At 65.9% G+C, this 26318-nt stretch carries 24 protein-coding genes; 9 read left to right on the top strand and 15 right to left on the bottom strand.

What is annotated here, in order from left to right:
• Positions 1–218 precede the first annotated feature (218 nt).
• Positions 219–1808: a gamma-glutamyltransferase family protein gene (locus C4901_RS04795; RefSeq protein ID WP_168185545.1), complete on the bottom strand. Its 1590-nt coding sequence runs from the start codon at positions 1806–1808 to the stop codon at positions 219–221.
• A gap of 332 nt (positions 1809–2140) precedes the next feature.
• Here C4901_RS04795 and C4901_RS04790 point away from each other — a divergent pair, with 332 nt between their 5' ends.
• Positions 2141–3304 carry an ATP-binding protein gene (locus C4901_RS04790; RefSeq protein WP_110136365.1) on the top strand — a complete coding sequence of 388 codons (1164 nt, stop codon included), beginning with the start codon at positions 2141–2143 and terminating at the stop codon, positions 3302–3304.
• 406 nt (positions 3305–3710) lie between these two features.
• Here the strand turns inward: C4901_RS04790 and C4901_RS17910 are convergent, their stop codons facing one another.
• From C4901_RS17910 to mtnA, 5 genes are all read right to left on the bottom strand, one after another.
• Positions 3711–4115 carry a hypothetical protein gene (locus C4901_RS17910; protein ID WP_205736191.1) on the bottom strand — a complete coding sequence of 135 codons (405 nt, stop codon included), beginning with the start codon at positions 4113–4115 and terminating at the stop codon, positions 3711–3713.
• Positions 4112–4747 (bottom strand): cytochrome c oxidase subunit 3, encoded by a 636-nt coding sequence (locus tag C4901_RS04780; RefSeq protein WP_110136364.1) that lies wholly within the window; start codon positions 4745–4747, stop codon positions 4112–4114. The genes C4901_RS17910 and C4901_RS04780 overlap by 4 nt, the downstream gene beginning before the upstream one ends.
• Before the next feature lie 110 nt (positions 4748–4857).
• On the bottom strand, positions 4858–6936 hold the full coding sequence (locus C4901_RS04775) for a cbb3-type cytochrome c oxidase subunit I (RefSeq protein WP_110136363.1): 2079 nt from the start codon (positions 6934–6936) through the stop codon (positions 4858–4860).
• Between the two features lie 15 nt (positions 6937–6951).
• Positions 6952–7938 (bottom strand): COX aromatic rich motif-containing protein, encoded by a 987-nt coding sequence (locus C4901_RS04770; RefSeq protein ID WP_110136362.1) that lies wholly within the window; start codon positions 7936–7938, stop codon positions 6952–6954.
• 463 nt (positions 7939–8401) lie between these two features.
• On the bottom strand, positions 8402–9463 hold the full coding sequence (gene mtnA, locus C4901_RS04765; protein ID WP_205736190.1) for an S-methyl-5-thioribose-1-phosphate isomerase: 1062 nt from the start codon (positions 9461–9463) through the stop codon (positions 8402–8404).
• Positions 9464–9740: 277 nt separating this feature from the next.
• Between mtnA and C4901_RS04760 the strand changes: the two genes are divergently transcribed.
• Genes C4901_RS04760 through gph form a run of 4 tightly spaced genes read left to right on the top strand, consistent with a single transcriptional unit; the run spans position 9741 to position 12772 of the window.
• Positions 9741–10073: a hypothetical protein gene (locus C4901_RS04760; protein ID WP_110136360.1), complete on the top strand. Its 333-nt coding sequence runs from the start codon at positions 9741–9743 to the stop codon at positions 10071–10073.
• A gap of 25 nt (positions 10074–10098) precedes the next feature.
• Positions 10099–11421 (top strand): TRZ/ATZ family hydrolase, encoded by a 1323-nt coding sequence (locus C4901_RS04755; protein ID WP_110136359.1) that lies wholly within the window; start codon positions 10099–10101, stop codon positions 11419–11421.
• Positions 11418–12128, top strand: coding sequence for a bifunctional 2-polyprenyl-6-hydroxyphenol methylase/3-demethylubiquinol 3-O-methyltransferase UbiG (gene ubiG / locus C4901_RS04750; protein WP_110136358.1), 711 nt, complete (start codon positions 11418–11420; stop codon positions 12126–12128). Before C4901_RS04755 ends, ubiG begins: the two co-directional genes overlap by 4 nt.
• Entirely contained in the window at positions 12125–12772 is a 648-nt protein-coding gene (gene gph, locus C4901_RS04745) for a phosphoglycolate phosphatase (RefSeq protein ID WP_110136357.1), read from the top strand. The genes ubiG and gph overlap by 4 nt, the downstream gene beginning before the upstream one ends.
• Here the strand turns inward: gph and queD are convergent.
• Both queD and C4901_RS04735 read right to left on the bottom strand, forming a co-directional pair.
• The gene (gene queD, locus C4901_RS04740; RefSeq protein WP_110136356.1) at positions 12734–13129 is read right to left on the bottom strand and encodes a 6-carboxytetrahydropterin synthase QueD; all 396 of its coding nucleotides are present in this window, start codon (positions 13127–13129) and stop codon (positions 12734–12736) included. The genes gph and queD overlap by 39 nt on opposite strands.
• Positions 13130–13144: 15 nt before the next feature.
• Positions 13145–13903, bottom strand: coding sequence for an HAD-IA family hydrolase (locus tag C4901_RS04735; RefSeq protein WP_110136355.1), 759 nt, complete (start codon positions 13901–13903; stop codon positions 13145–13147).
• Positions 13904–14042: 139 nt separating this feature from the next.
• Here C4901_RS04735 and dksA point away from each other — a divergent pair, with 139 nt between their 5' ends.
• The 4 genes from dksA (at position 14043) to C4901_RS04715 (ending at position 18243) form a co-directional block, all read left to right on the top strand.
• A complete protein-coding gene (gene dksA, locus C4901_RS04730) occupies positions 14043–14483 on the top strand; it encodes an RNA polymerase-binding protein DksA (protein WP_065972071.1) in 441 nt (146 codons plus the stop codon).
• Between the two features lie 121 nt (positions 14484–14604).
• Positions 14605–15276, top strand: a complete 672-nt coding sequence (locus C4901_RS04725) for a DedA family protein (RefSeq protein ID WP_205736189.1) — start codon at positions 14605–14607, stop codon at positions 15274–15276.
• Between the two features lie 16 nt (positions 15277–15292).
• Positions 15293–17269, top strand: coding sequence for an acetate--CoA ligase (acs, locus tag C4901_RS04720; RefSeq protein WP_110136354.1), 1977 nt, complete (start codon positions 15293–15295; stop codon positions 17267–17269).
• Complete coding sequence (locus C4901_RS04715; protein WP_110136353.1) at positions 17266–18243, top strand: hydrolase; 978 nt, start codon at positions 17266–17268, stop codon at positions 18241–18243. Before acs ends, C4901_RS04715 begins: the two co-directional genes overlap by 4 nt.
• 9 nt (positions 18244–18252) lie before the next feature.
• Here C4901_RS04715 and C4901_RS04710 read toward each other — a convergent pair whose 3' ends face one another.
• The 7 genes from C4901_RS04710 to infB all read right to left on the bottom strand — a co-directional run bounded on the left by C4901_RS04710 (position 18253) and on the right by infB (position 26316).
• The gene (locus C4901_RS04710) at positions 18253–18759 is read right to left on the bottom strand and encodes a DsrE family protein (RefSeq protein WP_205736188.1); all 507 of its coding nucleotides are present in this window, start codon (positions 18757–18759) and stop codon (positions 18253–18255) included.
• A 199-nt stretch (positions 18760–18958) separates the two neighbouring features.
• A complete protein-coding gene (locus C4901_RS04705) occupies positions 18959–19987 on the bottom strand; it encodes a trans-aconitate 2-methyltransferase (RefSeq protein ID WP_205736187.1) in 1029 nt (342 codons plus the stop codon).
• Positions 19988–20103: 116 nt separating this feature from the next.
• A complete protein-coding gene (gene pnp / locus C4901_RS04700) occupies positions 20104–22188 on the bottom strand; it encodes a polyribonucleotide nucleotidyltransferase (protein ID WP_110136351.1) in 2085 nt (694 codons plus the stop codon).
• A gap of 43 nt (positions 22189–22231) precedes the next feature.
• Complete coding sequence (gene rpsO, locus C4901_RS04695) at positions 22232–22501, bottom strand: 30S ribosomal protein S15 (protein ID WP_110136350.1); 270 nt, start codon at positions 22499–22501, stop codon at positions 22232–22234.
• Positions 22502–22550: 49 nt separating this feature from the next.
• The gene (gene truB / locus C4901_RS04690) at positions 22551–23462 is read right to left on the bottom strand and encodes a tRNA pseudouridine(55) synthase TruB (RefSeq protein ID WP_110136349.1); all 912 of its coding nucleotides are present in this window, start codon (positions 23460–23462) and stop codon (positions 22551–22553) included.
• Entirely contained in the window at positions 23462–23845 is a 384-nt protein-coding gene (rbfA, locus tag C4901_RS04685; protein WP_110136348.1) for a 30S ribosome-binding factor RbfA, read from the bottom strand. The genes truB and rbfA overlap by 1 nt, the downstream gene beginning before the upstream one ends.
• The gene (gene infB, locus C4901_RS04680) at positions 23842–26316 is read right to left on the bottom strand and encodes a translation initiation factor IF-2 (RefSeq protein WP_110136347.1); all 2475 of its coding nucleotides are present in this window, start codon (positions 26314–26316) and stop codon (positions 23842–23844) included. The genes rbfA and infB overlap by 4 nt, the downstream gene beginning before the upstream one ends.
• Positions 26317–26318: the final 2 nt, after the last annotated feature.

Raw genomic sequence — 26318 nt, 5'->3', positions numbered from 1 at the left:
CAACGCGGCCGGCCCATACATACACGGTGGCATCCACGTCGCGCCGCGAGCAGAGCGCCTCAATCACGGAACGGGTCCGGATCGTTCATGCCGTTGCTATTACCGAGTGCAAACCCGAAAGCCGGCGGATCGGATGCCCCTCGCCTCATCAAGGACTCGAGGGGGTGAACGACCAAGCCCCGCCCCATAGATAAGCGTTCGCTCCCATCCACCAGCCGCTAATCGACGAATACCACCGCGCCGTCGCTGCGCGGATCGGCGCCCCCCGACACCATACCGCCGGCATCGCGCATGACAAGTCCCGCATGCCCCACAATCTCATCGAAGGGTGCCAGCCGCGACACGACATGGCCGCGCCGTTCGAGCTCATCGAACACGGCGTCCGGAAAACGCGTCTCGATCTTCACGTCATCAGAGGCACTCCCCCAGGTGCGCCCCAAGAGCCAGCGTGGGGCCGCCACGGCCTGCCGGGCATCATCGCCGTAGACGGCGGCCCGCGTGAACACCGCAGCCTGGGTCTGCGGCTGACCGTCGCCCCCCATGGCGCCATAGGCGAGCAGGCGCCCATCGGCGAGCCGTGCGAGCGCCGGGTTCAGGGTATGAAAGGGCCGGCGGCCGGGGGCTATACGGTCGGCCGCGCCCGTGAGGGACAGACTCGTGCCGCGGTTCTGCCAACAGATCCCGGTACCCGGCAAGACCACGCCGCTGCCGAACTCATGATAGAGGCTTTGGATGAAGCTCACGGCACAACCACGCCGATCCACGACCCCGAGCCATACGGTATCGGCCGGGCCCTCGACGGCACGCCAGGGCGCGGCGTGCGCGGGGTCGATCACGGAGGTCTCGGCATCGAGCCGCGATGGCACGAGCCACTCGCCCACGTCCGCCCCGGCCTCCAGGAATCGCCCCTTGTGACGATCGCGCACCCGGAAGGCACGCTTGGTGGCCTCCAGTGCGAGATGGATCATATCCGCGCCCTCGCGCGGGCATCGATCGAGACCGAGGCGATCGAGGATGCCAAGGATCATGAGTGACAACACCCCTTGCGTGGGCGGCGGCAGGTTATAAAGGGTGCCGAGACTGTGCGCCATGCGCAGAGGTGTGACAACACGCGCCCGGAACGTCCGCAGATCGGCGCACGTCACGGGGCTTGCCACCGCCGCCAGATCGGCGGCGATGCGATCTCCCACCGCGCCTTCATAGAAATCGCGCAGCCCGTGCTGCGCGAGACCACGCAAGGTCGCGGCCAGCGCCGGTTGGCACAGCGTCGTCCCATGGGCGAGTACGCTGCCATCGGGGGCCAGAAAGTGTGCCCCGAAACCAGGCTGGCCGCGGAGCTCCGCCAGGCGCCCCCTGGTGCTCGTAGCCTGACTCGCACTCACCCTAAACCCGTGCTCGGCATACTCTATGGCATCTTCCAGAAGGCGTTCGAGCGCAAGCGCCGGTCCCTGCCTCTGGGCGAGCGCAAGCTCCCACCCGGCCACCGTCCCGGCCACGGTGTTGGCGGCGAGTGCGCCCCGCGCCGGCATGGTCTCGTGACCTCGCGCCCGATAGAGGTCCGGGGTCGCGAGCGCCCCGACCGTGCCGCCCGCATCGATCCCGTAGGGCTCGCGTCCCGGCTCATGAATGAGCCAGAAGCCGTCACCCCCAAGCCCCGTCATGTGCGGGTAGACGACCGCGATCACAGCCGCCGCCGCCACCATGGCCTCTATGGCGCCTCCGCCGTCTTTCAGCACCCGCGCCGCCGCCTGTGCGGCCGCGGCGTGTGGCGCCACCGCCACTGCCCGCGCGCCTCCGCCCTCAGACATCACCCATCCCCCAACCGAAGCCGCCCAGTCTAAACGCTACCATGGTCGAGGCGTAACCGGGCAAGGACCGAGTGCCGGCCGCCCCAGGGCATCCTGGTCTTCGCGGCGGCAACGGTCGACACATGAACCGCCCCTTAGCCGCTCCCACCCCACGCGCCAGCCCGCATGACAGCGGGACGTCATCCCCCACAGCCCCACAGAACTATCGCGCGCGGTCCCGCTCGGGTAAGCCCGGCGGTACGGCCTCGGTCTTGCATCGCGAGGGGCCGGGAGGAAAGGACGGCCGCGTGTGATCCTTGCAAATTGCAACCATGTGTATTAATAATACGAGGATGATAGTCCGTCGTATCAAAACACAGGTTGTGGAGGCGCTGGAGCGCCAAGCGGCCGTCGCCTTGATCGGCCCCCGGCAGGTCGGCAAGACCACTCTCGCGCAAGACATTGCCGAGGAGCGCGACGCGCTCTATCTTGATCTCGAGAACCCGGACGACCGCGCTAAATTGTCAAACCCGGGGCTTTTTCTAAAACACTACGAGGATCGGCTCGTCGTGCTCGATGAGATTCATCGGACGCCGGAGCTGTTCCAATCCTTGCGCGGGATCATCGACCAGGGTCGCCGGACGGGGCGTTTCCTGGTTCTGGGCTCGGCCTCCATGGACCTGCTGCGCCAGTCCGGCGAGAGCCTCGCCGGCCGCATCGAATATGTCGACATGCAACCTCTTGATGTCACCGAGGTGGACGGTGGCGAGGGGGTCTACGACCGGCTTTGGGTGCGTGGCGGCTTCCCAGACAGCTTCCTTGCCGGAAACGACCAGGACAGCCTCAAGCGGCGCACGAGCTTCATCCGGACTTATCTCGAACGCGACATCCCGCAACTCGGCCTGCGGATCCCCGCCGAAACCTTGCGACGCCTGTGGACGATGCTGGCGCACATGCAGGGCGCCCCGGTAAACGCCTCACAATTGGCCGCAGGGCTCTCCGTCAGCGCGCCAACCGCCAACAAATACATCGATCTCCTGGTGGATCTCCTGCTCGTCCGGCGCCTGCCGCCCTTGTTTCTGAATATCGGCAAGCGCCTCATGAAATCACCCAGGATCTATGTCCGCGACAGCGGCCTCGTGCATGCGCTCCTTGGGATCGGAGACTACGACGCCTTGGCCGGCCATCCCGTGGTCGGGGCCAGCTGGGAAGGTTTCGTGATCGAGAACCTGCTATCCGTTGCGCCGGACGGTACCCAGGCAAGCTTCTTCCGAACCTCGGCTGGCGCGGAGATGGACCTCGTACTCGACCTGCCGGGACGCGCCGGGCGCTGGGCCATCGAGATCAAGCGCTCAGTGTCGACCAAGCCCACCAAGGGATTCTATCAGGCCTGCGAAGACCTCGGACCGGCCAAGGCCTTTGTGATCCATGCCGGTACCGAGCGCTCTCCATTGTCGAAGGACGCGCACGCCATGGGCGTGCTCGAAATGGCGCAGACACTTCTGCAACTGGCTTAAGCGACACGCTGAAGAACTTTGGCGCGCCCCCGCGCGCACGCTTTGTGGTGAGCACCATCGAAGGGGCTCGTGGCGTGACCGCTATCGACCCCCCCCCACCCCCCCCACAAACAGCCATCCACCCAACCCTTTCCTCGCCCGCTGTGCGGCGCGGGACCTTTTCGGCCGAGATGCCCTGGCACGTATAGCTGAAGATCGACCAGAGTCTTGTGCGCGACTTGGCGGGCGACCCCAAAGATTACGCCATTGTCGCGGGTGTTGCGCATATCGCCCATCTGCCGGGGTCGCGCGTCATCGGAGAAGGCACGGAGCAGCCCTTGCCGTGCCTCGTCATCTCTTATCCTGCCCAGGCACCCCGAGTCGCTTGTGGGTCGGCGTGCTTATGCCGCGCCGGCGTCCTCAAACATCAGCCCGGCGCGCTCGTGGTGCCGCTTGCCTGGGCGCCTCCAGCAGGCGCGCTCACGTGCGCCGCCGGCATCAGCATGGTGCGCCGGTAGAGGCCATGGAACATCCACGAGGTAAGCCCTATGGTGAGGATGAATAGCGGGATGAACAGGATCAGCGCCACCGTGTGCCAGATCTGCGTCTCGGAGATGTTCAGATGCAGGAGCAAGACGCACTGGACGAGCGCCGCGAGCCCTGCCACCAACGAGATCGCGATACCAATGTCCATGGGCGCGAGCGTATGCTCGCGGACGATCCAAAGCGACAGACCCATCAAGGCAAGCCCCGCCAGATAGGCGACGATATAGCCGCCGCCCGCGAGCTGAACCTCCGGGTGCTGCCATGCGTTATCCGTGGTATGCGTCATACGATCGCGCCTCGCAGATAGAGAAAAGTGAACATGAAGACCCACATGACGGCCTGGAAGTGCCAGAACAGCCGCAGGTTCAGCAGCCGGTAGACGACCTTCTCGCTAAGCCCCGCGAACGCCACCTGGACGAGCATCACGAGCATCCAGGCGATGCCCACCACCACATGCAGGCCATGATAGAACACGAGCGTAAAGAACGCCGACAGATAGCCGCTGCGCTCGGGCGTGGCGCCTATGCGGAATAGATGCAGGATCTCGTGGATATCGACCGACAGGAAACCAAGCGCGATCAAGAGCGCCGCCGCAATCCCGAGCATCACCCCGCCACGATGGCCTCTCTTCAGGGCAATCATGGCAAAACCATAGGCGAGCACGCTCGAAAAGAGCCACACCGTCTCCTTGAAGGCGACCCCCGGATGCGCCACGGTCGTGGCCCACGGACCGCCGGCGGCGTTGACCTCGTGCCCGAGGACCGTGTAGGCCGCGAACAGTGCCGTGAACATCATGGCGTCGCTCAACATGTACAGCCAGAAGCCCAGGGTCCGTGTCGATATGGCGTCGTGCCCGTGACCCGACGACCACATCGGACTTTTCTTGGCATCCAACGTCCCGCTCGTCGCCGTACTCATCGCTTGCTCTCCCGTAACTCGCTATCGTGATTCCCAAGACCGCCGCCGGGCCACCGGTCCGCCCCTGCGGCAAGACGGCCGCGCACCTCATCCTGCGCCACTCCAACCATCTACATCCCCTCGCGAAACGCCGGCACACCACCTATCACATCCCCCGTCACCGGGCGTCCGCTCGGGATGTCGCGGATGGCGCGCTCCATGCGCTCGACGTCCTTGGCGGCGATCGTGTAGTCGGTATCGTGATCGAAGGACCGGATGACGATGAGCGCCATGACCGCCGCGGTGCAAACCTCGGCCAGCCACCAGATGCGCCATACGAGACCGAAGGCAAGCCCTAAGGACAAAATGCCGAGCCACAGCGGGATCGCGGTGTTGCGCGGCATGTGGATGTCCTCGTAGTGCTCCGGGCGTACGGTATCGACCCCATGCTCCACGCGCCACGCGCGCTCGTCACGGGCGTGCACCTCGGGGGTCACCGCGAAGTTGTAGAAGGGCACCGGTGAATGCGTCATCCACTCGAGACTGCGCGACGTCTCCCAGGCATCGAGGCCGGCGCGGTTCTTGGCGCGGTCGCGGAAGCTCACATAGAGCTGGGCCAACAGCGCCACCACTGACAGGGCGTAGATCCCGATCCCCACGACCTCGATATCGAGCAGCGGTCCCCACTGCGGGAAGGCGATGTAGTCGAGGCGCCGGGTCATGCCCATGAAGCCCAGCGTGAACATGGGGATGAAGACCACGGCGGTGCCGGCGGTGAACAGCCAGAAGAACATCTTCCCGAAACGCTGCTCCAGGCGGAACCCGAAGACCTTCGGGAACCAGTAGTTCACGCCACCGAATATGGCATAGACGATGAGCAGCAGCATCATGTGGAAATGCGCGACCACGAACACGCTGTTATGGACCATGTAGTCGTTGGTCGCAAACGCATTCATCATGCCGGTCAATCCGCCCACGAGCAGAAGGAACAGGGCCGCCGAGGCCCACATCATGGGCAGTTCGAAGCGCAGGCGCCCGCGGAACATCGTGAACGCCCAGTTGAAGACCTTGACCCCGGTCGGGATGCCGACCGCCATGGTGGTGATGCTGAAGAACGCGTTGACCGCCGGCGCCGAGGCCATGGTAAAGAAGTGGTGTAGCCACACCCCCCAGGCCACCCCGGCGATGCCAAGCGATGCCAGCACCATGCCCATGTAGCCAAAGAGCGGCTTCTCGGAAAAAGTCGGGATGATCTCCGAGATCATGCCAAACGCCGGCAGGATCACGAAATACACCTCCGGATGGCCCCATATCCAGAAGAGGTCGTTATAGAGCATCAGGTTGCCGCCCAGGCCGGCGGTATAGAAATGCGTGCCGACATAACGATCGAGGGCCAGCAGCGCGAGCGTCACGGAAAGCACCGGGAAGGTCGTGAGGCTGATCAGGTTGGCGCTCAAGGAGGCCCATGTGAAGATCGGCAGCCGTCCCCAGGTCATGCCCGGGGCACGCATCTTCACGATCGTGGCCAGCAGATTGATGCCGCCCAGGGTCGTACCGATGCTGCTCAGCTGAAAGGCCCACATCCAGTAATCGACGCCGACCCCGGGGCTGTAGGGGAGCTCCATCACCGGCATGATCCCGAACCATCCGGCATGCGCGAAATTGCCGACGAACAGCGACACCATCACCAACGCCGCGCCGGCGGCGGTGAGCCACAGGGACACCGCGTTCAGGTAAGGGTAGGCCATGTCACGGGCGCCGATCTGCAGGGGCACCAGGATGTTCATGATGCCGACCAGAAGCGGGGTCGCGGCGAACAGGATCATGATGGTCCCATGCGCGGTGTAGATCTGGCCGAAATGATAGGGCGTGAGATAGCCGTGCAGCGAGTGCAGATAACCCGGCGACTGCGGCCCGACCGCCATGGCCTGTTGGGTACGCATCATGACTGCGTCTATGAAGCCGCGGAACAGCATCACAAGGCCGATCAGGATATACATGATGCCGATCTTCTTGTGATCGACCGAGGTCAGCCAGTCCCGCCACAGCGTGCGCCACACCCCGAAATAGGTGGCAAGCCCGATCAGCGCGACCGCAAGCAGCGTCGCGAACAGGAAGGTCCCGACGAGGATGGGGTTTTTGTAAGGTATCTCGCTTAACGCCAAGCGGCCCAAGAGCGGGCTCCACGGCCCATCGATATGCACTAGCATGAACGATTCCTCTCCTTAATCTGGGTTGTGGGCGTCACGACGGGCCTGCCGGCGCAGATAGCCCGTCATGTTCTCGGTCATGGCCATCGGCGTCGGGTAGGTCTTGCCGGCCACGGTCTCGGCCACGACCTGCCGGAACAGGCCCGGCTGGACCTGCGAGAAGTAGGCCACACGGTCATGGACGTTGATCGTCGGCCGCGCGACGATATTGAAAGTCGCGTAGGTCAGATGCCGGGGCGCGGCCTGAACCTTGGCGACCCAGGCGCCGAATGCCTGGGACGAGACCGCGCGGGTCTTAAAGTCCATCCACGAAAACCCGGCGCCGCTGTAATCGGCGGAGAATCCCTCGTAGGTCCCGATGTGCGAGGCCACGAGCGATTGCCGGACGCGCATGCCGGGCATGACATCGATCATGCCGACCAGCTGTGGGATGTAGAAATCGTTGACCACGGTCGCCGACGTCAACCGGAAACGCACCGGGACGCCCCTGGGGATGACCAGGCGATCGACGGTGGCGATGTGCTGTTTGGGATACACGAACACCCATTGCCAGTCGGTGGAGATGACGTCGACGTCGAGCGGGCCGCGGGCATGGGTAGTACGCAGGGCGCGGGCGATGACCGTCGGGTGATAGGGGTTCACGGCATAGATGGCCTTGACCGAGTAGTAGGACAGGATCCCGACGGTGACGATCGGTATGCCCCAGACGACCGCCTCCAAGACGTTGGAGTGGTCCCATCGGCCATCGTAATGCCCGCGCCCGCCGTCCTTGCGGTAATGGCGCATCGCCCACACGATGAAGATCCCGGTGGGCACGATGATGAGCAGCATGACCAGAACATCGAGGGTCAGGTAATGGTCCTGGGTCGCGGAGATGATCCCCTTGGGATCCAGCATCCAGAAATCATCCCCGCCGCGCTGCTTGACGCAGCCCGCGAGAAGCAAGAGTGGCACAAGAGAAAGGACCCGCCACGCCCGTGATCGCAACCTGTTTGTTGGCATATCTCCGAAAGCCTCATGAATGGGACGGTCGGCGCCCGGGCCCTGCAGGGACCGGGCGCCACCATGCCCGTCGTGTGCGCCGCCCCACGGACCGCCGCGGGGCGCCATCGGGAGCCGGTCTCTACCGCAAGAGAGATAGCCGGCTCAGCGGGCGCTATCCTAAGGGGATAGGAGGCGGGTCGTTTTGATACAGATCAGGGACATGGGCGTATTCTTATAGTAAGCGGTACTAATGGACTCGAGATCGACGCCGGCGCGATGCCGGGCGGTGCGGTCCAACGCCTCACGGGCGCGCGATCTGAGGCCTTCGTCGTCGGGGCTGTAGGGGGTAGGCCGGGACTATAGGTCGCCGGATCGTTTCCGGTGCCTCGCCAACCGCAGCCGGGCAAGAGGGCGCGAGGCACCGGCGGCCTCGCCGGCCCTCCTTGGGGCGCGGGCGGGTGAAAGGGGCGCAGCGCCTGCGTCAGGCGGGGATCGGGGATGTCAGAAGCCGGGCGATGCCCTCGGTATCGGGGTGTTGCACCACCCCGCGCTCGGTGATGAGCGCCGTGATGAGCACAGCCGGGGTCACATCGAAGACCGGGTTCCAGGCACGCGCCCCCGCGGGGCTATGCGCCACCCCCTGGCAGCACAAGACCTCGCTTTCGGCGCGCTCCTCGATGGGAATCCCCCGGCCGTCGGGGGTCGCGGCATCGATCGTGCTGATCGGCGCCACGACATAAAACGGCACGCCATGATGGCGCGCCGACACCGCCAGCCCGTAGGTCCCGATCTTGTTGGCGGTGTCGCCGTTGGCGGCGATGCGATCGGCGCCCACGAGGACTGCCGCGATATCACCTGAGCGCAGCCGCGCCGCGGCCGCACCATCGGCGAGCACGGTCACCGGCAGGCCCTCCTCCACGAGCTCCCAGGCGGTCAGCCGGGCACCCTGCAACCACGGTCGCGTCTCGTCGGCATAGACCATGCTGATGCCCCCGACCGCGGCCGCGGCGCGCACCACACCCAGCGCGGTGCCATACCCCCCGGTGGCCAGCGCCCCGGTATTGCAATGTGTCAGCACCCGCGCCTTGGGCGGCAGCAACGCGGCGCCGAGCGCGCCCATACGTCGGTTGGCGGCGATATCCTCGTCATGCAAGCGCCGCGCGGCGGTGAGCAGCGTGGCCACTGGGGGCTCCGCGCCGACGGCCTCCATCACGCGCTCCATGCGATCCAGGGCCCAGCCGAGATTCACGGCCGTGGGGCGGCTTTCGCGCAGCACCGTAAGATCGGCGCGCGCGGCCGCGCGCCAGTCGGTGGGCACGCGCCTATAGGCCTCGGTGACCGCCAGCACCGCGCCATAGGCCGCGGTCACCCCGATCGCCGGCGCCCCGCGCACGACCATGGCGGTGATGGCGGCCGCGACCTCGCGCGCCGTCGCGCACTCTTCATAGCGTAGCGTAGAAGGCAGCACGCGCTGATCCAAAAGTCGCACCCCGCCCTCGCGCCACTCGACGGCGCGCACCTTGTCATAGAGAACCGCATCCACCGCCATTCCTCCGCACGCCCTGGGACACAACGTCCGGCGATGATGCTATCATGACGAAGGTCGCTTTTTCGTTGGGTCTATGGCAAAAAGTCTCGCACAGCCCCCGACCGCCATGGCGGGGCCGCCAGTCGTCGGGGTGCGCGCCCTGTTCACCTGCGGTGACAGATTGCCGACAGCGGCCCGATTGGCACATTCGGGCCATGGCCTGGACCGTGGCAAGCCTTACAGCGGGGCTCTTTGTCGTCCACCGCTACGCCGACTCGCCGGTGGAGCGGTGGTGACGCGCCCCCCGCTCAAAGGCGTCGTGGCGGTGGGGCATGCCTCCCGGGAGCTCCCCCTCCACCACAACCCCGTGGACAGCCCGGAGGGCAAGCTGGTGGGACTTTTCAAGAAACGGCCGCGCTCCCGCCACGAACATGTCCCGGCGCCCTCCGATCAGGAACAGTGTCGCGCCAGGATGGCAAGCCTGCGGCCTAACGGCGTGAGCATCGTGCCGATCTCGCACCACGAGTCTCCGGTGCGCGATTTTTGCCATTCGTTCGCCCGGCGGGAGGGTGGTCGTATCGTCGCGACCGGGACCTTCCGCGCCAAAACCGCGCACACGCGCTAGACCCCCCAACCACGCGAGGGTTGTCATGGACTTCGATCTTTGCCTGAAGGCCCCCTGGATCATCCCGGTGGAACCACGCGGCGAGGTGCGGCACGACCACGCCGTGCTCATACGCGACGGCCGCATCGCGGCGATCGTGCCGCAGGCGCAGGCCCCGCAGGCGGCGCACACCGTGGACCTCCCCGGACATGTCCTGCTCCCGGGCCTCGTCAATGCCCATACCCACGCCGCCATGACGCTCTTTCGCGGGCTTGCCGACGATCTTCCGCTCCAGCAATGGCTGCATGAGCATATCTGGCCGGCCGAAGGCCGTCATGTCAACGCCGACTTCGCGCGCGACGGCAGCGCGCTCGCCGCGCTCGAGATGATCCAAGGCGGCACCACCTGTTTCGCGGACATGTACTTCTTCGCCGATGAGACCGCGCGCGTGGCAACCAGCGCCGGGCTGCGCGCGGCGCTCGGTCTCGTGGTCATCGACGTGCCGACCGCCTGGGCCCGCGACCCCGAAGAATACCTGAGCCGCGGGATCGCGCTGTGCGACCGATGGCGCCATGATGCGCTCATCACGCCCCTGCTCGCCCCGCACGCCCCCTACTCGGTCTCCGACGAGACACTAAAGCGCATCCGCGTGCGCGCCGACGAGCTCGATATCGCCCTGCACATGCACATCCACGAGACCGCAGGCGAGATCACCCAATCGCTGCAGAGCCACGGCGTACGCCCCCTGGCGCGGCTCGACCGCCTGGGGCTTATCCATGCCAACCTCATGGCCGTGCACATGACCCAGCTTACGGCAGACGAGATCGCGCTGTGCGCCGCGCGCGGGGTAAGCGTGGTCCACTGCCCCGAGTCCAACCTGAAGATCGCCGCCGGTATCTGTCCGGTCCCATCGCTCGTCCATGCCGGCGTCAATGTCGCCCTCGGCACCGATGGCGCGGCCAGCAACAACGATCTCGACATGCTCGGGGAGATGCGCACGGCGGCACTCCTTGCCAAGGGCACGAGCGGGGACGCGACCGCGGTGCCGGCGGCGGTGGCGCTGGAGATGGCGACCTTGAACGGCGCCCGCGCCTTGGGACTTGGCGATGACATCGGCTCGCTTGTGGTCGGCAAGAGCGCCGACGTCATCGCAATCGATTTGCGCGCACCCTCCACCCAGCCTGTCTATGACCCGCTTTCGCAGCTCGTCTATGCCGCAAGCCGTGATCAGGTGACGCATGCCTGGGTCGCGGGCCGGCCGCTCTTGCGCGACCGACAGGTGCTGACCCTGGACGAAAGGGCGATCATCCGCCAGGCGGCGGCCTGGCGTGATAAGATACGCGCGAGCGATCATGGAGGCCTGTCATGACCCCGGCGCAGAATGCCGACCCCAAAGAACTCCAACGATTCGAGACGGTCGCCGCCCGCTGGTGGGACCCGCAGGGACCGCTCAAGACCCTGCACGGCATGAACCCGTTGCGCCTGCGATTTATCAAGGAGCGCGTCGATCTGGCGGGCCGCAAGGTGCTGGACGTGGGCTGTGGCGGGGGTCTGCTCACGGAGGCCATGACCGCCGCCGGGGCCAGCGTGACGGGCATCGATCTGGCGCACGAGGCGCTGCTCGTGGCGCGCCTGCATGCCATCGAAAACGGTCTTACCATCGACTATCGCGAGACCTCGGTCGAGGACCTCGCAAACACGAGCCCCGCCACCTTTGATGTCGTGACCTGCCTTGAGATGCTGGAACATGTACCCGACCCCGCATCGGTGGTTTCAAGCTGCGCGCGACTCGTGAAGCCCGGCGGCCGGGTGTTCTTCTCGACCATCAATCGCACGCCCAAGGCGTGGTTGATGGCGGTCGTGGGCGCGGAATACCTGCTGAACGTCCTGCCACGCGGCACCCACGAGTACGCGCGCTTCATCCGCCCCTCGGAGCTCGCCGCGTGGATGCGGGCCGCGGGGCTCGCGACCGAGACCATAAGCGGCGTGCGCTACTGGCCGGTGGTCGAGCATTACGCGCTGTCGCCTACGGTCGACGTCAATTATCTCGTGTGTGCACGGCGCGAGGGGCCTTGACGCGCGAGGCCGTACTGTTCGACCTGGATGGCACGCTCGCCAACACCGCCCCGGATCTGGCGCTGGCGCTTATGGCGTTGCGGCCGCCGGGAAGCCCGCCTGTGGACCCGGAACGGGTGCGGCGGGCGACGGCCGTGGGCACGGTCGCGCTCTTGCGCGAAGGGCTCGGCCTTGAGCCGGACATGGCCGACTACGAGGCGACGCGCGCGGCCTTTCTGGCCCATTATCAGCGCCTGATCGGCACCGCCACCGAGCCGAACGCGGGCATGATCGAGGTCCTGGATGCGCTCGAGGCCCGCGGCCTTCCCTGGGGGGTCGTGACCAACAAACCCGAACACCTGGCGGCGCGCGTGCTCGCCGCCCTGGGCCTGAATGGTCGCGCCCGCTGCCTGGTCGGCGGCGACACGCTGGCACGCCGCAAGCCCTATCCCGATCCCCTGCTCCACGCCTGCCGGCTCATGGGTATCGCCCCCGATCGCTGCATCTATGTCGGCGACGACGAAGGGGACATCGAGGCGGCCCACGCCGCCGGCATGCCGGGCCTGGCGGTGGCCTTCGGCTACGCCCCCCCGGACGAAGCCCGGCGCTGGGGGGCCGATGGCCTGTTAATCACCCCCGCCGAGCTTTTGGCCTTCCTTGACTGATCCCGGTCCTTCATAGGCGCAGCCGGAGGTGCAGGTCTCGTGGATCACGACCCGCGCAAGGCCCGGAAGCACATCCGCGAGCCGCCCCCAGACATATTGGGCAAGACATTCGCTGGTCGGATTCTCGAGGCCCGGGATATCGTTCAGATAATGGTGATCGAGGTCATCGAAGATCGGCCGGAAGGCCGCGCCGACGTCGGCAAAATCCATCACCCAGCCGCACCGCGCATCGACCAGCCCGCGGACATGGACGTCGATACGAAACGAGTGCCCGTGCAACCGCCAGCACTTATGGCCCTCGGGCAGGCCGGGCAGACGATGCGCGGCCTCGATCCGGAAGCTCTTGAATATCTCCATGGTCCCCTCCACGACTCACGCCCGGGCGATTTTAAGCGCCATCAGGGCATCGACATCGAGCATGCGGCCCGCAAACGCCGTCCCGGACAAACGGACCATCGGCCGGTCCGGTTCGCCCAGGTGATCGACCACGAGCAGCGCTGCCGAGAAATCCTGCGCGCGCGTATAGTCGGTGACCGTCACGATGGTATCCAGGCCGGCGCCGGTGGCGGCGCGCAGACCGTTCTCCGAGTCCTCGAAGGCCAGGCAATCGCCGGCCGGCAATCCAAGCCCCGCTAGGACATATTCATAGACATCGGGCGCCGGCTTCTTGGCCGCCACGCAATCGCCGGCCCCCACGGTATGAAACCAGCCGCGCGCCTGGGGTCCGAGCGCCGCCCATATCGGCTCGAGATTCTTTTCCGTGGTGGTCGTGGCGATCGCGAGCTTAAGGCCCCGGTCGCGGGCCTCGGTGAGCAATCGCCGTATGCCCGGGCGCAAAGGCACCCCTTCGGTATTCAGGAGATCGCTGTAGATATCGGTCTTGCGCGCATGCAAATGCCGTATAAGGACGTCCAGATCGCCCGCGGGGCGCAAATCGGGCCGGACGCGCGTAAAGAAATGGAGGAGCCGCTCCTTGCCCCCGGTGATGCCAAGCAATCGTCCGTAAAGCGCCTCATCCCACACCACCGGCAGGCCCTCGGCCGCGAACGCGCGGTTGAATGCCACGCGATGCCCATCCCGCTCGGTATCGGCCAATGTCCCGTCCACATCAAAAATCAGTGCCTTCAGCATCTCGTCCCCTATTAAGGTATCGCTCAAAACCGGCCACGCCCCCGCCCGTCGGACCCTTTCTTGCATGCCCCTGTGCTTTCTGGTATAGATTCGCGCTTGCTCGCAAGCCCTACCATTGTCTCGAGCGCAGGAGTAATCGATGGCGGTCACGAAGAAGAAGGAAGTTCAGACTCTGCTGCATGGCATAAAGCCTTATTCCGTCGCCGAGGGCGAAGAATACATGAATACCCGCCAGCGCGAACACTTCCGCAAGGTTCTGCTCGCCTGGAAGGCGGAACTCATACAAGAAGTCTCGCGCACCATGCACGCCATGCAAGACGAGACCGCCAACCATCCGGACCCGAATGATCGCGCGAGCCAGGAAACCGACATGTCGCTGGAGCTGCGCAATCGCGAGCGCGAGCGCAAATTGATCAAGAAGATCGACGAGGCCGTGAGTCGCATCGATGCCGACGATTACGGGTATTGCGAGAATTGCGGCGTGGAAATCGGCGTGCAGAGGCTCGAGGCGCGACCCACCGCCACCTTGTGCATAGACTGCAAGACCTTGGACGAGATCCGCGAAAAACAGATGGCTTGAGGGTGCGGGGCGGCCCGCGGGTGCGCACCGGCCCCTCGCGCCGTGACGTCACCCGGGAGAAACGGACTCCGGGTCGGCCGGTCGCCACAGGCCTAGTTATGAAAGGACCGAGGGGTCGGCTGTGATACACGCCTTCATCCATGCCCTGGCCGGCGCGATGCTGCTCATGATCCGCCAGACGGGCTACATCGGCATAGCGGCGCTCATGATGCTGGAGAGCGCCTGCATCCCCATCCCCTCGGAGGTCATCATGACCTTCTCGGGCTATCTGGCGTCGACCAAGGCCCTGGGCCTTTTCGGGGTCATAGCGGCCGGCACCATCGGCAACGTGGCAGGCTCGCTTGCCGCCTATGCCCTCGGGGCCTACGGCGGGCTGCCGTTTTTGCGCCGCCACGGCCGCAAGATCCTGATATCGCCCCACGACCTCGACTCCGCGCACGCCTGGTTTGCGCGCCACGGCCACGCGGCGGTGTTCCTAGGCCGCCTGCTGCCCATCCTGCGTACCTTCATATCGCTGCCGGCGGGCGTGGCGCGCATGCCGCTTGCGGCGTTCATCGCCTATTCGGCGGCCGGCTCCCTCGTCTGGTGCGCAGTTTTGGCATGGGTCGGTCTGCGCCTTGGTCAACATTGGCAGGCGCTCTCGCCCTATATGCACGGCATGGATGATGCCGTGGCCGGCGGCCTTATGGTGTTCCTGGTCCTGGCCGTGCGCCGCCATCGACGCGCGGCTCGCAAACCCCCTATCGCCGGTGATCAACGAAAGCCAGGGGCCGAATCCAACGAACGGATCTGATATCGGGAGATAAACCTTGGCCCACGAATCGCGCGATCCCATCGAGTCGCTTTTTACCGAAAACCGTCTGTTTCCCCCGCCGAAGGACTTCGGGCGCGGGGGGGCCATGACCGAGGAACTCTACCGACGCCTACTCGCCGAGGCCGAAAGCGACTACGAGGGCTTTTGGGCGCGACGCGCGCGCGAGGAGATCGACTGGATCAAGCCCTTCACGCGCACCTTGGACGGGGACAATGCCCCGCATTATCGCTGGTTCGACGATGGCGTCCTGAATGTCTCTGTCAACTGCCTGGACCGACACATCGCGCAGCGTGCCGACAAGCCGGCCATCCTCTTCGAGGGGGAGCCTGGGGATGTGCGCATCCTGACCTATCGGGAGCTGCTGGCCGAGGTCGGGCGCTTCGCCAACGCCCTGCGCGCCCAGGGCATCAACACCGGTGACCGGGTGGTGATCTACATGCCCATGGTGCCGGAGGCGGTGATCGCCATGCAGGCGTGCGCGCGCATCGGTGCCATCCATTCGGTGGTATTCGGGGGCTTCTCGAGCGAATCCCTGAAGGACCGCATCAAGGACGCCGGGGCGGTCGCCGTAGTGACCGCCGATGGCGGGCATCGCGGGGGACGCATCATAGGGTTGAAGGCCATCTGTGACCAGGTGCTAGACGAGTGCCCGACGGTACGCACGGTGTTCGTGCTCAAGCGCGCCGGTAATGCCATCGCCTGGCGCCCCGGGCGTGATATCTGGTGGCACGAGGCGGTGGCCGATGTGAGCGCTGACTGCGCCCCGGTGGCCGTGGGCAGCGAACACCCGCTGTACCTGCTCTATACCTCGGGGTCGACGGGACAGCCCAAGGGCATACAGCACGCCAGCGCCGGCTATCTCCTCGGGACCATCCTCACCATGCGCTGGGTGTTCGACATCCGCGAAGACGATGTCTTCTGGTGCACGGCGGATGTGGGCTGGGTGACCGGTCACAGCTATGTGGCCTACGGGCCGCTCGCGTGCGGCGCGACCATGGTCATGTACGAGGGGGCCCCGACCATCCCCGACCCGGGACGCTTCTGGGACCTCTGCGAACGCCACCGGGTCAGCGTCTTCTATACCGCACCGACCGCCATCCGGGCCTTGAAAAAACACGGGGACGATTACCCGCGCCGTCATGACTTAAGTCGCCTGCGACTGCTCGGGAGTGTGGGTGAGCCCATCAATCCGGAGGCCTGGATGTGGTATTACCAGGTCATAGGCCAGGGCCGATGCCCGATCGTCGATACCTGGTGGCAGACCGAGACCGGGGTCCATATGATCGCACCCATCCCCGGGATCGTGGCTTTGAAACCCGGGTCGTGCACACGACCGCTCCCCGGGATCGTGGCCGACGTGGTGGATGCCGAGGGTACACCCGTGACCGCCCCCGACGAAGGCGGCTTCCTGGTGATCAAGCGCCCGTGGCCATCGATGTTGCGTACGGTCTGGGGCGACCCCCAGCGCTACCGCGAGACCTATTGGGAGCGCTTCCAGAACCGCTACTATGTGAGCGGCGACGGGGCGCGACGCGACGCCGACGGCTACTTTTGGGTCATGGGGCGGGTCGACGACGTGCTCAAGGTCTCCGGTCACCGCCTGGGGACAATGGAGATCGAGTCGGTGCTCGTGGCCCACCCCCTGATCGCCGAGGCGGCGGTCGTCGGGCGGCCCGACGAATTGACCGGCGAGGCGATCTGCGCCTTCGTGGTGCCGCGCGGGCCAAGGCCTGAAGGCGAGGAACGCGCCTCGCGCATCGCCGAGCTGCGCGCCTGGGTGGGCGAGAAGATCGGGCCGATCGCCAAGCCCGCGGACATCCGCTTTGCCGACAACCTCCCAAAGACCCGCTCCGGCAAGATCATGCGCCGCCTGTTGCGCGCCGTGGCGCGCGGCGAGACCGTGGATGAAGATATCTCCACGCTCGAGAACCCGGACATCATACGCCAGCTCCAGGGGCACGATTCGGAATGACGCCCTTTAGGGCCCCGGTCTGGGCCCGCAATCCCCACGCCCAGACCGTGCTCGGGGCGCTGAAAGACCGCGCCCGCGGCGAGGTCTTGACGCGCGAGCGCGTGACGCTGCCCGATGGGGATTTCCTGGACCTGGACTGGCTCACGCCCTCGCCACGCACGGGCCCCACGGTGCTCATACTCCACGGGCTTGAAGGCTCCTCGCGCTCCCCCTATATCACGCGCCTCTTGCGTCATTGTCGGGGCGCCGGCTGGAGGGCCGTCGTCATGCACTTTCGCGGGTGCAGCGGCGAGCCCAACCGCCTCCCGCGAGGCTATCATGCCGGCGAGACCCAAGATCTCCAGGCGATCGTCGATCTCTTGACGCGCCGCCACCCCGAGGGCGTGTGCGCGGTCGGCTATTCGCTCGGGGGCTCGGTGCTATTGAAGTGGCTCGGCGAGCGCGGCGAACAGGCGCCGCTCAAGGCCGCGGCCGCCGTCTCGGTACCCTTCGAGCTCGCGAGCGCCGCGCGTCGCCTGGACAGCGGGCCATCGCGCCTCTATCAATGGGTACTGTTACGCTGGCTCAGGCGCTCGCTGGCACGCAAGGTCCGGGCGCGGGGCGGCGACGTGCGGTTTCTGAAGGCGCTGCGCGACTTCCGGGCCTTCGATGGTGCGGTGACCGCCCCCCTGCACGGCTTTCGTGACGCCGACGACTATTACCGGCGCGCCAGCTGCCGTCCCTATCTTCGTTATATCAGCGTCCCGACACTGCTCGTGCAGGCCGAAGACGACCCGTTCCTGATGCCCGGCAGCACACCCACCGCGGGCGAACTCGCGAGCGCGGTGCGCCTGGAGCTCTATGCGCAAGGGGGGCATGTGGGCTTCATTGCCGGAGGTACCCCGTGGGCGCCACGTTTTTGGCTGGACGACCGCCTGGGGGCCTTTCTCGGGCCTTACATGCATGAGGCCCGCGTGAGTCCGCGGGCCTCATAACCCAGCCGCTCAGGGCTTCAGCAGATCAAAGCCGTGCTGCTCGAGCTGCATGATGCGGATCACGCCGCCCGGCACCACCGCCGCCTGCGGCAGGAGCTTCGGGAGATGCCCGGTCTTGGCCTTGATCCCGAGCATCGTCATATGACAGGCATCGAACTCCACGCCCTGGGCATTCAGGCTCTGCACGCGCAGCTTGAGGGGGCTGTTGGCAAACAGCATCTTGAGCCCGGGCCCATAGGCCACGACCACGATCTGGATCTTGTCGGAACCAAAGTAATTCAACACATTGGCGACGTTCGAGAGCGCGAGACTCCAGCGATGCGGATTGCCTTGATCGACCTGCACGACCAGATGCTCCTTGGCGAACGGGTGCGAATGGATGAATTGCGGCTTATTGAAGTCGTAATGATGGAATAGCGTCCAGTTCTCGGCCAGGGCCGGCACCGCCAGAACCCCGGAGGCCAGGATCACGAACAACCATTTGCGCAGGACTGCCATTTTACGTAGGGCTGCCATAGAACCTCTTTTGAGCGTGGTGTGGGTCATCCTGGGGTGGTTCAGGCAATCCTGCTCGACCCCCCTCGTATTATCGCCGGCGCATTCCCGCGCCCGCCGCCAGTTAGTCGCCCTACCGCCGCCGGATCTTACGCCGGCGGGTGCCCCGGATCGGGCCCCCCGGACCCTCCGGCCCGGGGGCCTCCGATACCCGCCGCCCTCAGGGCCGCGTGCCGACTACCACCGCCTCGCGCCCTTCCAGGAAATCATAGACCTCGGGCACGAGGCCCGCGCCCCGGAAGGCCTCCGCGATCTCGGAGGGACTCAGGAAATGGTTGCCCTGGACATGTTCGGTCAGGTTCTGGAAGGCCACCATGCGCCGTCCCGGTTCGCGTAAGGCGGCGCGGTCCGCGGGCCAATGCGGCTCCCATATGACCGCCGCGCCCCCGGGCTTCACGTGATCATGCAATATTCGGAACACCGTATCCTTTTCGTCCCATACGTGATGCAGGGCGCGATTGAGCGCGATGATGTCGGCCGGCTCCGGGCTCTCGAAACCATAGATGTCGCCCTTGGCAAAACGCACGCGGTCAGCAAGACCCGCGGCCTCGGCGCGCGCCTGACCCTGCCGGATGTTCTCATCGAAGCCGTCGATACCAAGGCACCGCAGGCCCGGATAGGCGCGCGCCAGGCGCATGAGATACCAACCGTTGCCGCAGCCGAGGTCTATGACGAATCCACCGCGTCCCGCCGCCCGTTCATAGACGGGGACCGCCGGCATAATGGTCTTTTCAAAGACCGGCCCGAACTGGGCCTCGAGCATGGGCCCAAACCATGGGAGGATGGTGGCGCGCTCGGCGAGCACCGACTCCCCGGGACGTTCCCCGGTCTTCATGAGGCCGGCGGCGCGCTCGGCGATATGCGCCGTCAGCACCTCCTGGACGGCAAAGGGCATGAGCGTCCCGGGCGCCTCCGGCAGGAACGCCCGTCCGAGCTCGGTCAGCACAAACCCTCCCGGTTCTTCATCCAAAATCCCGAACGCATAGGCCGCGTCGCACCAGCGCACGACATAGCCCTCATCCGCGCCCGCGGCCTTCGCAACCGCCCCGGCATCGGCCCGGCCGAGGGCCGCCATGGCCTGCAAAAGTCCGCCGCTCAGGCCCACATAGGCGGTCGCCAGGCGCACCGCGCCTTGCATGTCTTTCATGATGGTCTCGCGCAGACCAAGAGACGCGGGAGCGCCTTCCATAATTCCCTCCTCGCCACATTTCTATCACGGGCCAGTCATTGGCCCCAAAATGACAGGGGGCGCGCAGAGTGATCCGCCGCCCCCTCTCCTATCGCGCTGCCGCGTCGAGCCGCTCGCTAGCCGCCCTCCACCGCCTTCATGCTCAAGCGGATGCGGCCCTGCTTGTCGACCTCCAGGACCTTGACGCGTACCGTCTGACCCTCGGCGAGCTTCTCGCTCACGTTCTCGACACGCTCATGGGATATCTGCGAGATATGGACGAGCCCGTCCTTGCCCGGAAGGATGGTGACGAATGCCCCGAAGTCCATGAGCTTCGCCACCCGCCCTTCATATATCATGCCCACCTGCACCTCGGCTGTGATCTGCTCGATGCGGTGACGCGCCTCCTGGCCCGCGGCATTGTCCACGGACGCGATCTTCACGACCCCGTCGTCATCGATATCGATGGTCGCACCGGTCTCCTCGCACAGCGCGCGGATCGTGGCGCCACCCTTGCCGATCACATCGCGGATCTTTTCCGGATTGATCTTGAAGGTGATGATGCGCGGCGCATACTCGGACATCTCCTGGCGCGCCTCGCCTATCGCACCGTTCATGATGCCGAGGATATGCAGCCGGCCGTCGCGCGCCTGCTTCAGGGCGGTATCCATGATCTCGCGGTTGATCCCCTCGATCTTGATGTCCATCTGCAAGGCGGTCACGCCCTCGGCGGTCCCGGCCACCTTGAAGTCCATGTCGCCCAAGTGATCCTCGTCGCCCAGGATATCAGTCAGCACCGCGAACCGGTCGTCTTCCTTGATGAGCCCCATGGCGATACCCGCCACCGGCGCCTTGGTCTTCACGCCGGCATCCATCAGAGACAGGCTGGTTCCGCACACCGTGGCCATCGAACTCGAACCGTTCGACTCGGTGATCTCGGAAACGACGCGCAATACGTAGGGGAACTCCGCCAGGTCCGGCAGCACCGCCGCGATCGCGCGCTTAGCCAACCGCCCATGGCCGATCTCGCGGCGCTTGGGGCTGCCCACCCGCCCGGTCTCGCCCACCGAGGATGGCGGGAAATTGTAATGCAGCATGAACGGGTCCTTGCGCTCGCCCTCGAGGGCATCGATCATCTGCGCGTCGCGTCCCGTACCAAGGGTCGTGACCACCAGCGCCTGGGTCTCACCGCGCGTAAAGAGCGCCGAACCATGCGTGCGTGGCAGCACACCGGTGCGGATCGTGATCGGGCGCACGGTCTTGTTGTCGCGCCCATCGATACGCGGTTCACCGCTCAGGATCCGCCCGCGCACGATGCGCTTCTCGAGCGCCCCGAAGGCCGCGAGCACCTGATCGGCATTGGGCTTCGGGGCCTCTCCGGCAAGCTCCGCCACCGCCTTGTCGCGCAACTCCGCCACGCGATCCTGGCGCGGCAGCTTCTCGCGGATCTGATAGGCGGCCGTGAGCTCGGCGCCGATCGCGGTGGCAAGCACCGTGGCAAGCCCGGCATCCTTCGCCGGCGGCGTCCAGTCCCAAGGCTGCACCTTGGCCTCGGCCACCAACTCGTCGATGGCCTGGATCACGGCGCGCATCTGCTCATGGCCGAACAGCACCGCCCCCAACATCACATCCTCGGGCAGGACCTTGGCCTCCGACTCCACCATCAAGACGGCGTTCCGTGTGCCGGCCACCACCAGATCGAGCGCCGAGGTGGCGAGATCCGACATCCCCGGGTTCAGAAGGTATTGGCCATCGCGATAACCCACGCGCGCCGCCCCCAAGGGACCCTTGAACGGCATGCCCGAAAGCGACAGCGCGGCCGACGCCCCGATGAGCGAGATGATATCGGGATCGATATCGGGATCCAGCGACATCACGGTGGCGATAATCTGTACTTCATTGGTGAACGACTTCGGAAACAGCGGGCGGATCGGGCGGTCTATGAGGCGGGAGGTCAGGATTTCCTTTTCCGAGGGGCGCCCCTCGCGCTTGAAAAATCCTCCGGGGATACGTCCGGCGGCGTAGGAGCGCTCCTGGTAATCCACGGTCATTGGAAAGAAATCGCGATCGGGCGCGGACTGCCGCATGCCCACCACCGTGACCTGCACGACCGTGTCACCCATGCTGGCCATGACGGCGCCCGTGGCTTGGCGGGCAATCTCCCCGGTTTCGATCTTGACCGTATGGTTGCCATACGGGAACGTCTTTGTGATTTTACCCAACGCGCTTGTCCTCCGCTTCGATGCTCTTTTGGGGTGTTTCGCCCTACTTGCGCAGGCCAAGTCGCGCGACGAGGTCGCGGTAACGACCGGTATCCACGCGTTTTAGATAATCGAGGAGCTTACGCCGCTTGCCGACCATGCGCAGAAGACCCTGGCGCGAGTGGTTGTCCTTCTTGTGGACGGCGAAGTGCTGCGAAAGCTCATCGATATGGGCCGAGATCAGCGCCACCTGTACCTCCGGGGATCCGGTGTCGGCCTCGCCCCTCCGGTATTCCTTGATTACCTGCGTCTTTTTTTCGACCGTGAATGCCATACCGCCCTCGCTGACCCGAAATATTCCGAGAAAAGGATAAACCGCTATTCTAACCGCGTGCGTCCATGGGCTCAACATGCGCAGGCGCCCCGACCCATAGGCGCTTGGGGCGGATCTCCCCGGCCGCCACCGACCACCCGATACCGAGGAACACCCCCGAATCGTCATACAAACGGACCCAACCCTCCTGTTCCCGGCCACCGATGTGCACGCCTTGCCCGCGCATGACGGCGCGCGCCAGGAAGCCCGGCAACACCACCGACGGCAGACCGGTGAGCGCGGCGTCACTCTCGAGCAAGGCGGTATCGAGGCCGACATCCGCGAGCGCCACGGCCTGATCAATGGTAAAACGCCCGACCGCGAGCCGGCGCAACTCCGCGACATGCCCCCCGCAGCCCAGGGCCTCACCGAGATCGTGGGCCAGGCTGCGCACATAGAAACCCTTGCCGCAGGCGACATCGAGCGTGAGCACCGTATCCTGGCGATCGATGATCTCGATGCCGGTCACGACCACGCTGCGGCTTTCGGGCTGCGCCTCGTCACCGCGCCGGGCCCGCTCGTAAAATGGCCGGCCACCCTGCTTGATCGCCGAAAACCGGGGGGGCGTCTGATCGATGCGACCAATGAAACGACCCACCGCCTCGCGCAGGGCGGCATCGGACACCGCCACCGGGCGGCGCGCCACGACCTCGCCCTCGCGATCATAGGTCGTGGTGCTCACCCCGAGCGTGATCGCGACCCGGTAACGCTTATCACTGTCGACCAGAAACGAGGCGGCCTTGGTGGCCTCGCCAAAACACAGCACCAGCACACCGGTCGCCAACGGGTCGAGGGTCCCCGTATGCCCGCCCTTGCAGGCGCGCAGGCGGTGGCGCGCCTGCGCCAAGGCCTGCGTGGAGCTAAGGCCGGGCGGCTTGTCGAGGACCAGCAGGCCGTCACGGCGCACGCACGGGGCCTTCATCAGCCGTCACCCTCCTCGCCGCGTTCACGACGCGCGCGGTCGAGAAGCGCATCGATCCGGAAGCCCTGGTCGACCGAGGGGTCGTAGGCAAACACCAGATTGGGCACGATGCGCAACCTGAGCCGGGAGGCGAGTTCGCGGCGCATGCGCGGTACCGCGGCATTCAATTGCGCCACGGCCTCGCGCGCCGCGGCCTCGCCCCGGTAGTGCGTGACATAGATGCGCGCCTGCTTCAGATCCGGGCTGACATCGGCCTCGGTGAGCGCCGCCGAGCGCACCTGTCCCTCATCGATCTCGCTCAGCACCCATTGCGCGGCCTCGCGCAACACGAGCGCGCCGACCCGCGCGGCGCGCGATCCGGATTTGGGCGCGTGACGTCTCAAAGGGTCCGGGCGACCTCGACCCTTTCATAGACCTCGACCTGATCGCCGGCCCGGATGTCGGAATAATTCTTCAAGGTGAGGCCGCACTCCATGCCTGCCTTGACCTCCGAGACATCGTCACGGAAGCGCCGCAGGGACTCGACCTCGCCATCGTAGATGACCACGTTGTCACGCAGCACGCGCGCCTGCCGGCCGCGCCGGATCACCCCTTCGCTCACCTGGCAACCCGCCACGGTCCCCGCCTTCGAGGTCCGGAATACCTCACGGATCTCGGCGCTGCCCACCACGTCCTCGCGGAACTGCGGCTTCAGCATACCGGCCATGGCGGCCTTCACCTCATTGACCGCGTCATAGATGACGTTGTAATAGTGGATATCCACGCCTTCCGAATCGATCAGGCGCCGGGCACCGCCGTCGGCGCGTACATTGAAGCCGATGATGATGGCGTTGGAGGCGACCGCCAGATTGACATCCGATTCACTGATGCCGCCCACCATGCCATGCACCACACGCACCCTCACTTCATCGGTCGAGAGCTTCTCGAGCGCCTCGGTGAGGGCCTCGACCGAGCCCTGGACATCGGCCTTCACGATCAGCGTCAAGGTCTTGACGTCGCCGTCTTGCATCTGCTGGAACATGTTGGACAGCTTCGACGCCTGCTGGCGCTGGAGCTTGACGTCCTTGTACTTGCCCTGGCGGAAGAGCGCGATCTCACGGGCCTTGCGCTCGTTTTCGACGCCGCTCACCTCGTCACCGGCATTGGGCACGCCCGAAAGCCCCTGCACCTCGACGGGTATCGACGGGCCAGCCTCCTTGATCGAACGGCCGATCTCGTCGGTCATCGCCCGTACACGCCCCGACTCGCGCCCCGCCAGGATCACATCGCCCTTACGTAAAGTGCCTTCCTGGACCAATATGGTGGCCACCGGACCCCGGCCCTTGTCGAGCCGCGCCTCGATGACGATACCGGTCGCCATGGCATGGCGCACGGCGGTAAGCTCGAGCAACTCGGCCTGCAGCAACACCGCATCGAGCAGGTCTTCGATCCCCTGACCGGTCTTGGCCGACACCGGCACGAAGATGTCCGACCCACCCCACTCCTCGGGCACCACCTCGTGCGTCACCAGCTCCTGCTTCACGCGCTCCATGTCGGCCTGCGGCTTATCGATCTTGTTCACCGCCACCACGATGGGCACGCCCGCCTCGCGGGCATGATGGATGGCCTCGACGGTCTGGGGCATGACCCCGTCATCGGCGGCCACCACCAGAATGACGATGTCCGTCACCTTGGCGCCGCGCGCGCGCATGGCGGTGAACGCCTCATGGCCTGGCGTATCGAGGAACGTCAACATGCCCTTGGGCATCTCGACGTGATAGGCACCGATATGCTGCGTTATGCCGCCCGCCTCGCCGCTTGCGACCTTGGTCTTGCGGATGTAATCGAGCAGCGATGTCTTGCCGTGATCGACATGGCCCATGACCGTGACCACCGGCGGGCGCGGCTCGCGCGCCCCCTCCTCGTGATCGCCGACCTTCAAGGCTGCCTCCGGATCGTGACTACGCGCCTCGTGGGCCACGTGCCCGAGTTCCTCGACCACGATGGTCGCCGTCTCGCGATCGAGGACCTGATTGATCGTGACCATCATCCCAAGCTGCATCAAGACCTTGATCACCTCCACGGCCTTGATCGACATCTGCTGGGCAAGCTCGGCCACGGTAATGGCCTCCGGCAGATAGACATCCCGCACCACGCGCTCGGTCGGCATCTCGAAGGCATGCTGGCCACTCATACTCGTGACCACGCGCTTAGCCCCCGATGCCCCGCGCGACGGCGGACCGCCCGGCCGCCCCTTCTGCGGCTTGCGATCCCCGCCCGAAGGCCGGGCCGCCGGACGCTCCCGGCGCTCGTTGCGCCCACGCTCCGGGCGGGTATCCTTACGTACGGTACGATTTTGCGGCGGTTCCTTCGCCGCCGGCGGTTCCGCGACCGGAGCCGGAACGGGTTCGGACACGGGTGTCTCCGCGACCGGCTCCTCGGCCACCGCCTCGACCGGCGCGGCCTCCGTGGGCTCGGGAGGCGTCACCGTGACCGGCGGCGCCTCGGGCTCCGCGGCCGACTCGACGATGGCCTCCTCGACCTCGGCGGGCGGGGCCTCCGGCTCGCCAGGCGCCGGGCGCTTGACGAAGGTCCGCTTCTTGCGCACCTCGACCTGCACGGCGCGGCTCTGGCCGAACCGCGAATTCTGCATGATCTTGCTCGTCGACTTTTGCGTGAGCGTGATGCGCTTGGCCTCCGGCTCCCCCGCGCCGTGATGCGTGCGCAGGAAGTTCAGGAGCGCCATCTTCTCGTCATCGCTCAGGGGGTCGCCGCTTTTCTTCCCAGCAATCCCTGCCGCGACCAGCTGCTGAAGCAGCTTGTCCGGCGCCACACCGATCTGTTCGGCAAAACTTTTGACTGTCGTTTCAGGCATCG

Origin of the sequence: Acidiferrobacter sp. SPIII_3 (assembly GCF_003184265.1) — a bacterium.
Lineage (GTDB): Bacteria > Pseudomonadota > Gammaproteobacteria > Acidiferrobacterales > Acidiferrobacteraceae > Acidiferrobacter.
Note: the sequence above shows the minus strand (reverse complement) of the source record. Positions and strands in the feature narration are given on the sequence as shown.

What these genes read in the sequence shown, in the direction of transcription:
- C4901_RS04795 (WP_168185545.1), bottom strand. Translation starts at nt 1,808, where the DNA reads ATGTCTGAGGGCGGAGGCGCGCGGGCAGTGGCGGTGGCGCCACACGCC.
- dksA (WP_065972071.1), top strand. Translation starts at nt 14,043, where the DNA reads ATGGCGGTCACGAAGAAGAAGGAAGTTCAGACTCTGCTGCATGGCATA.
- C4901_RS04780 (WP_110136364.1), bottom strand. Translation starts at nt 4,747, where the DNA reads ATGAGTACGGCGACGAGCGGGACGTTGGATGCCAAGAAAAGTCCGATG.
- truB (WP_110136349.1), bottom strand. Translation starts at nt 23,462, where the DNA reads ATGAAGGCCCCGTGCGTGCGCCGTGACGGCCTGCTGGTCCTCGACAAG.
- C4901_RS04770 (WP_110136362.1), bottom strand. Translation starts at nt 7,938, where the DNA reads ATGCCAACAAACAGGTTGCGATCACGGGCGTGGCGGGTCCTTTCTCTT.
- ubiG (WP_110136358.1), top strand. Translation starts at nt 11,418, where the DNA reads ATGACCCCGGCGCAGAATGCCGACCCCAAAGAACTCCAACGATTCGAG.
- C4901_RS04755 (WP_110136359.1), top strand. Translation starts at nt 10,099, where the DNA reads ATGGACTTCGATCTTTGCCTGAAGGCCCCCTGGATCATCCCGGTGGAA.
- rpsO (WP_110136350.1), bottom strand. Translation starts at nt 22,501, where the DNA reads ATGGCATTCACGGTCGAAAAAAAGACGCAGGTAATCAAGGAATACCGG.
- C4901_RS04790 (WP_110136365.1), top strand. Translation starts at nt 2,141, where the DNA reads ATGATAGTCCGTCGTATCAAAACACAGGTTGTGGAGGCGCTGGAGCGC.
- C4901_RS04715 (WP_110136353.1), top strand. Translation starts at nt 17,266, where the DNA reads ATGACGCCCTTTAGGGCCCCGGTCTGGGCCCGCAATCCCCACGCCCAG.
- C4901_RS17910 (WP_205736191.1), bottom strand. Translation starts at nt 4,115, where the DNA reads ATGACGCATACCACGGATAACGCATGGCAGCACCCGGAGGTTCAGCTC.
- C4901_RS04775 (WP_110136363.1), bottom strand. Translation starts at nt 6,936, where the DNA reads ATGCTAGTGCATATCGATGGGCCGTGGAGCCCGCTCTTGGGCCGCTTG.
- C4901_RS04710 (WP_205736188.1), bottom strand. Translation starts at nt 18,759, where the DNA reads ATGGCAGCCCTACGTAAAATGGCAGTCCTGCGCAAATGGTTGTTCGTG.
- infB (WP_110136347.1), bottom strand. Translation starts at nt 26,316, where the DNA reads ATGCCTGAAACGACAGTCAAAAGTTTTGCCGAACAGATCGGTGTGGCG.
- C4901_RS04735 (WP_110136355.1), bottom strand. Translation starts at nt 13,903, where the DNA reads ATGCTGAAGGCACTGATTTTTGATGTGGACGGGACATTGGCCGATACC.
- queD (WP_110136356.1), bottom strand. Translation starts at nt 13,129, where the DNA reads ATGGAGATATTCAAGAGCTTCCGGATCGAGGCCGCGCATCGTCTGCCC.
- C4901_RS04705 (WP_205736187.1), bottom strand. Translation starts at nt 19,987, where the DNA reads ATGGAAGGCGCTCCCGCGTCTCTTGGTCTGCGCGAGACCATCATGAAA.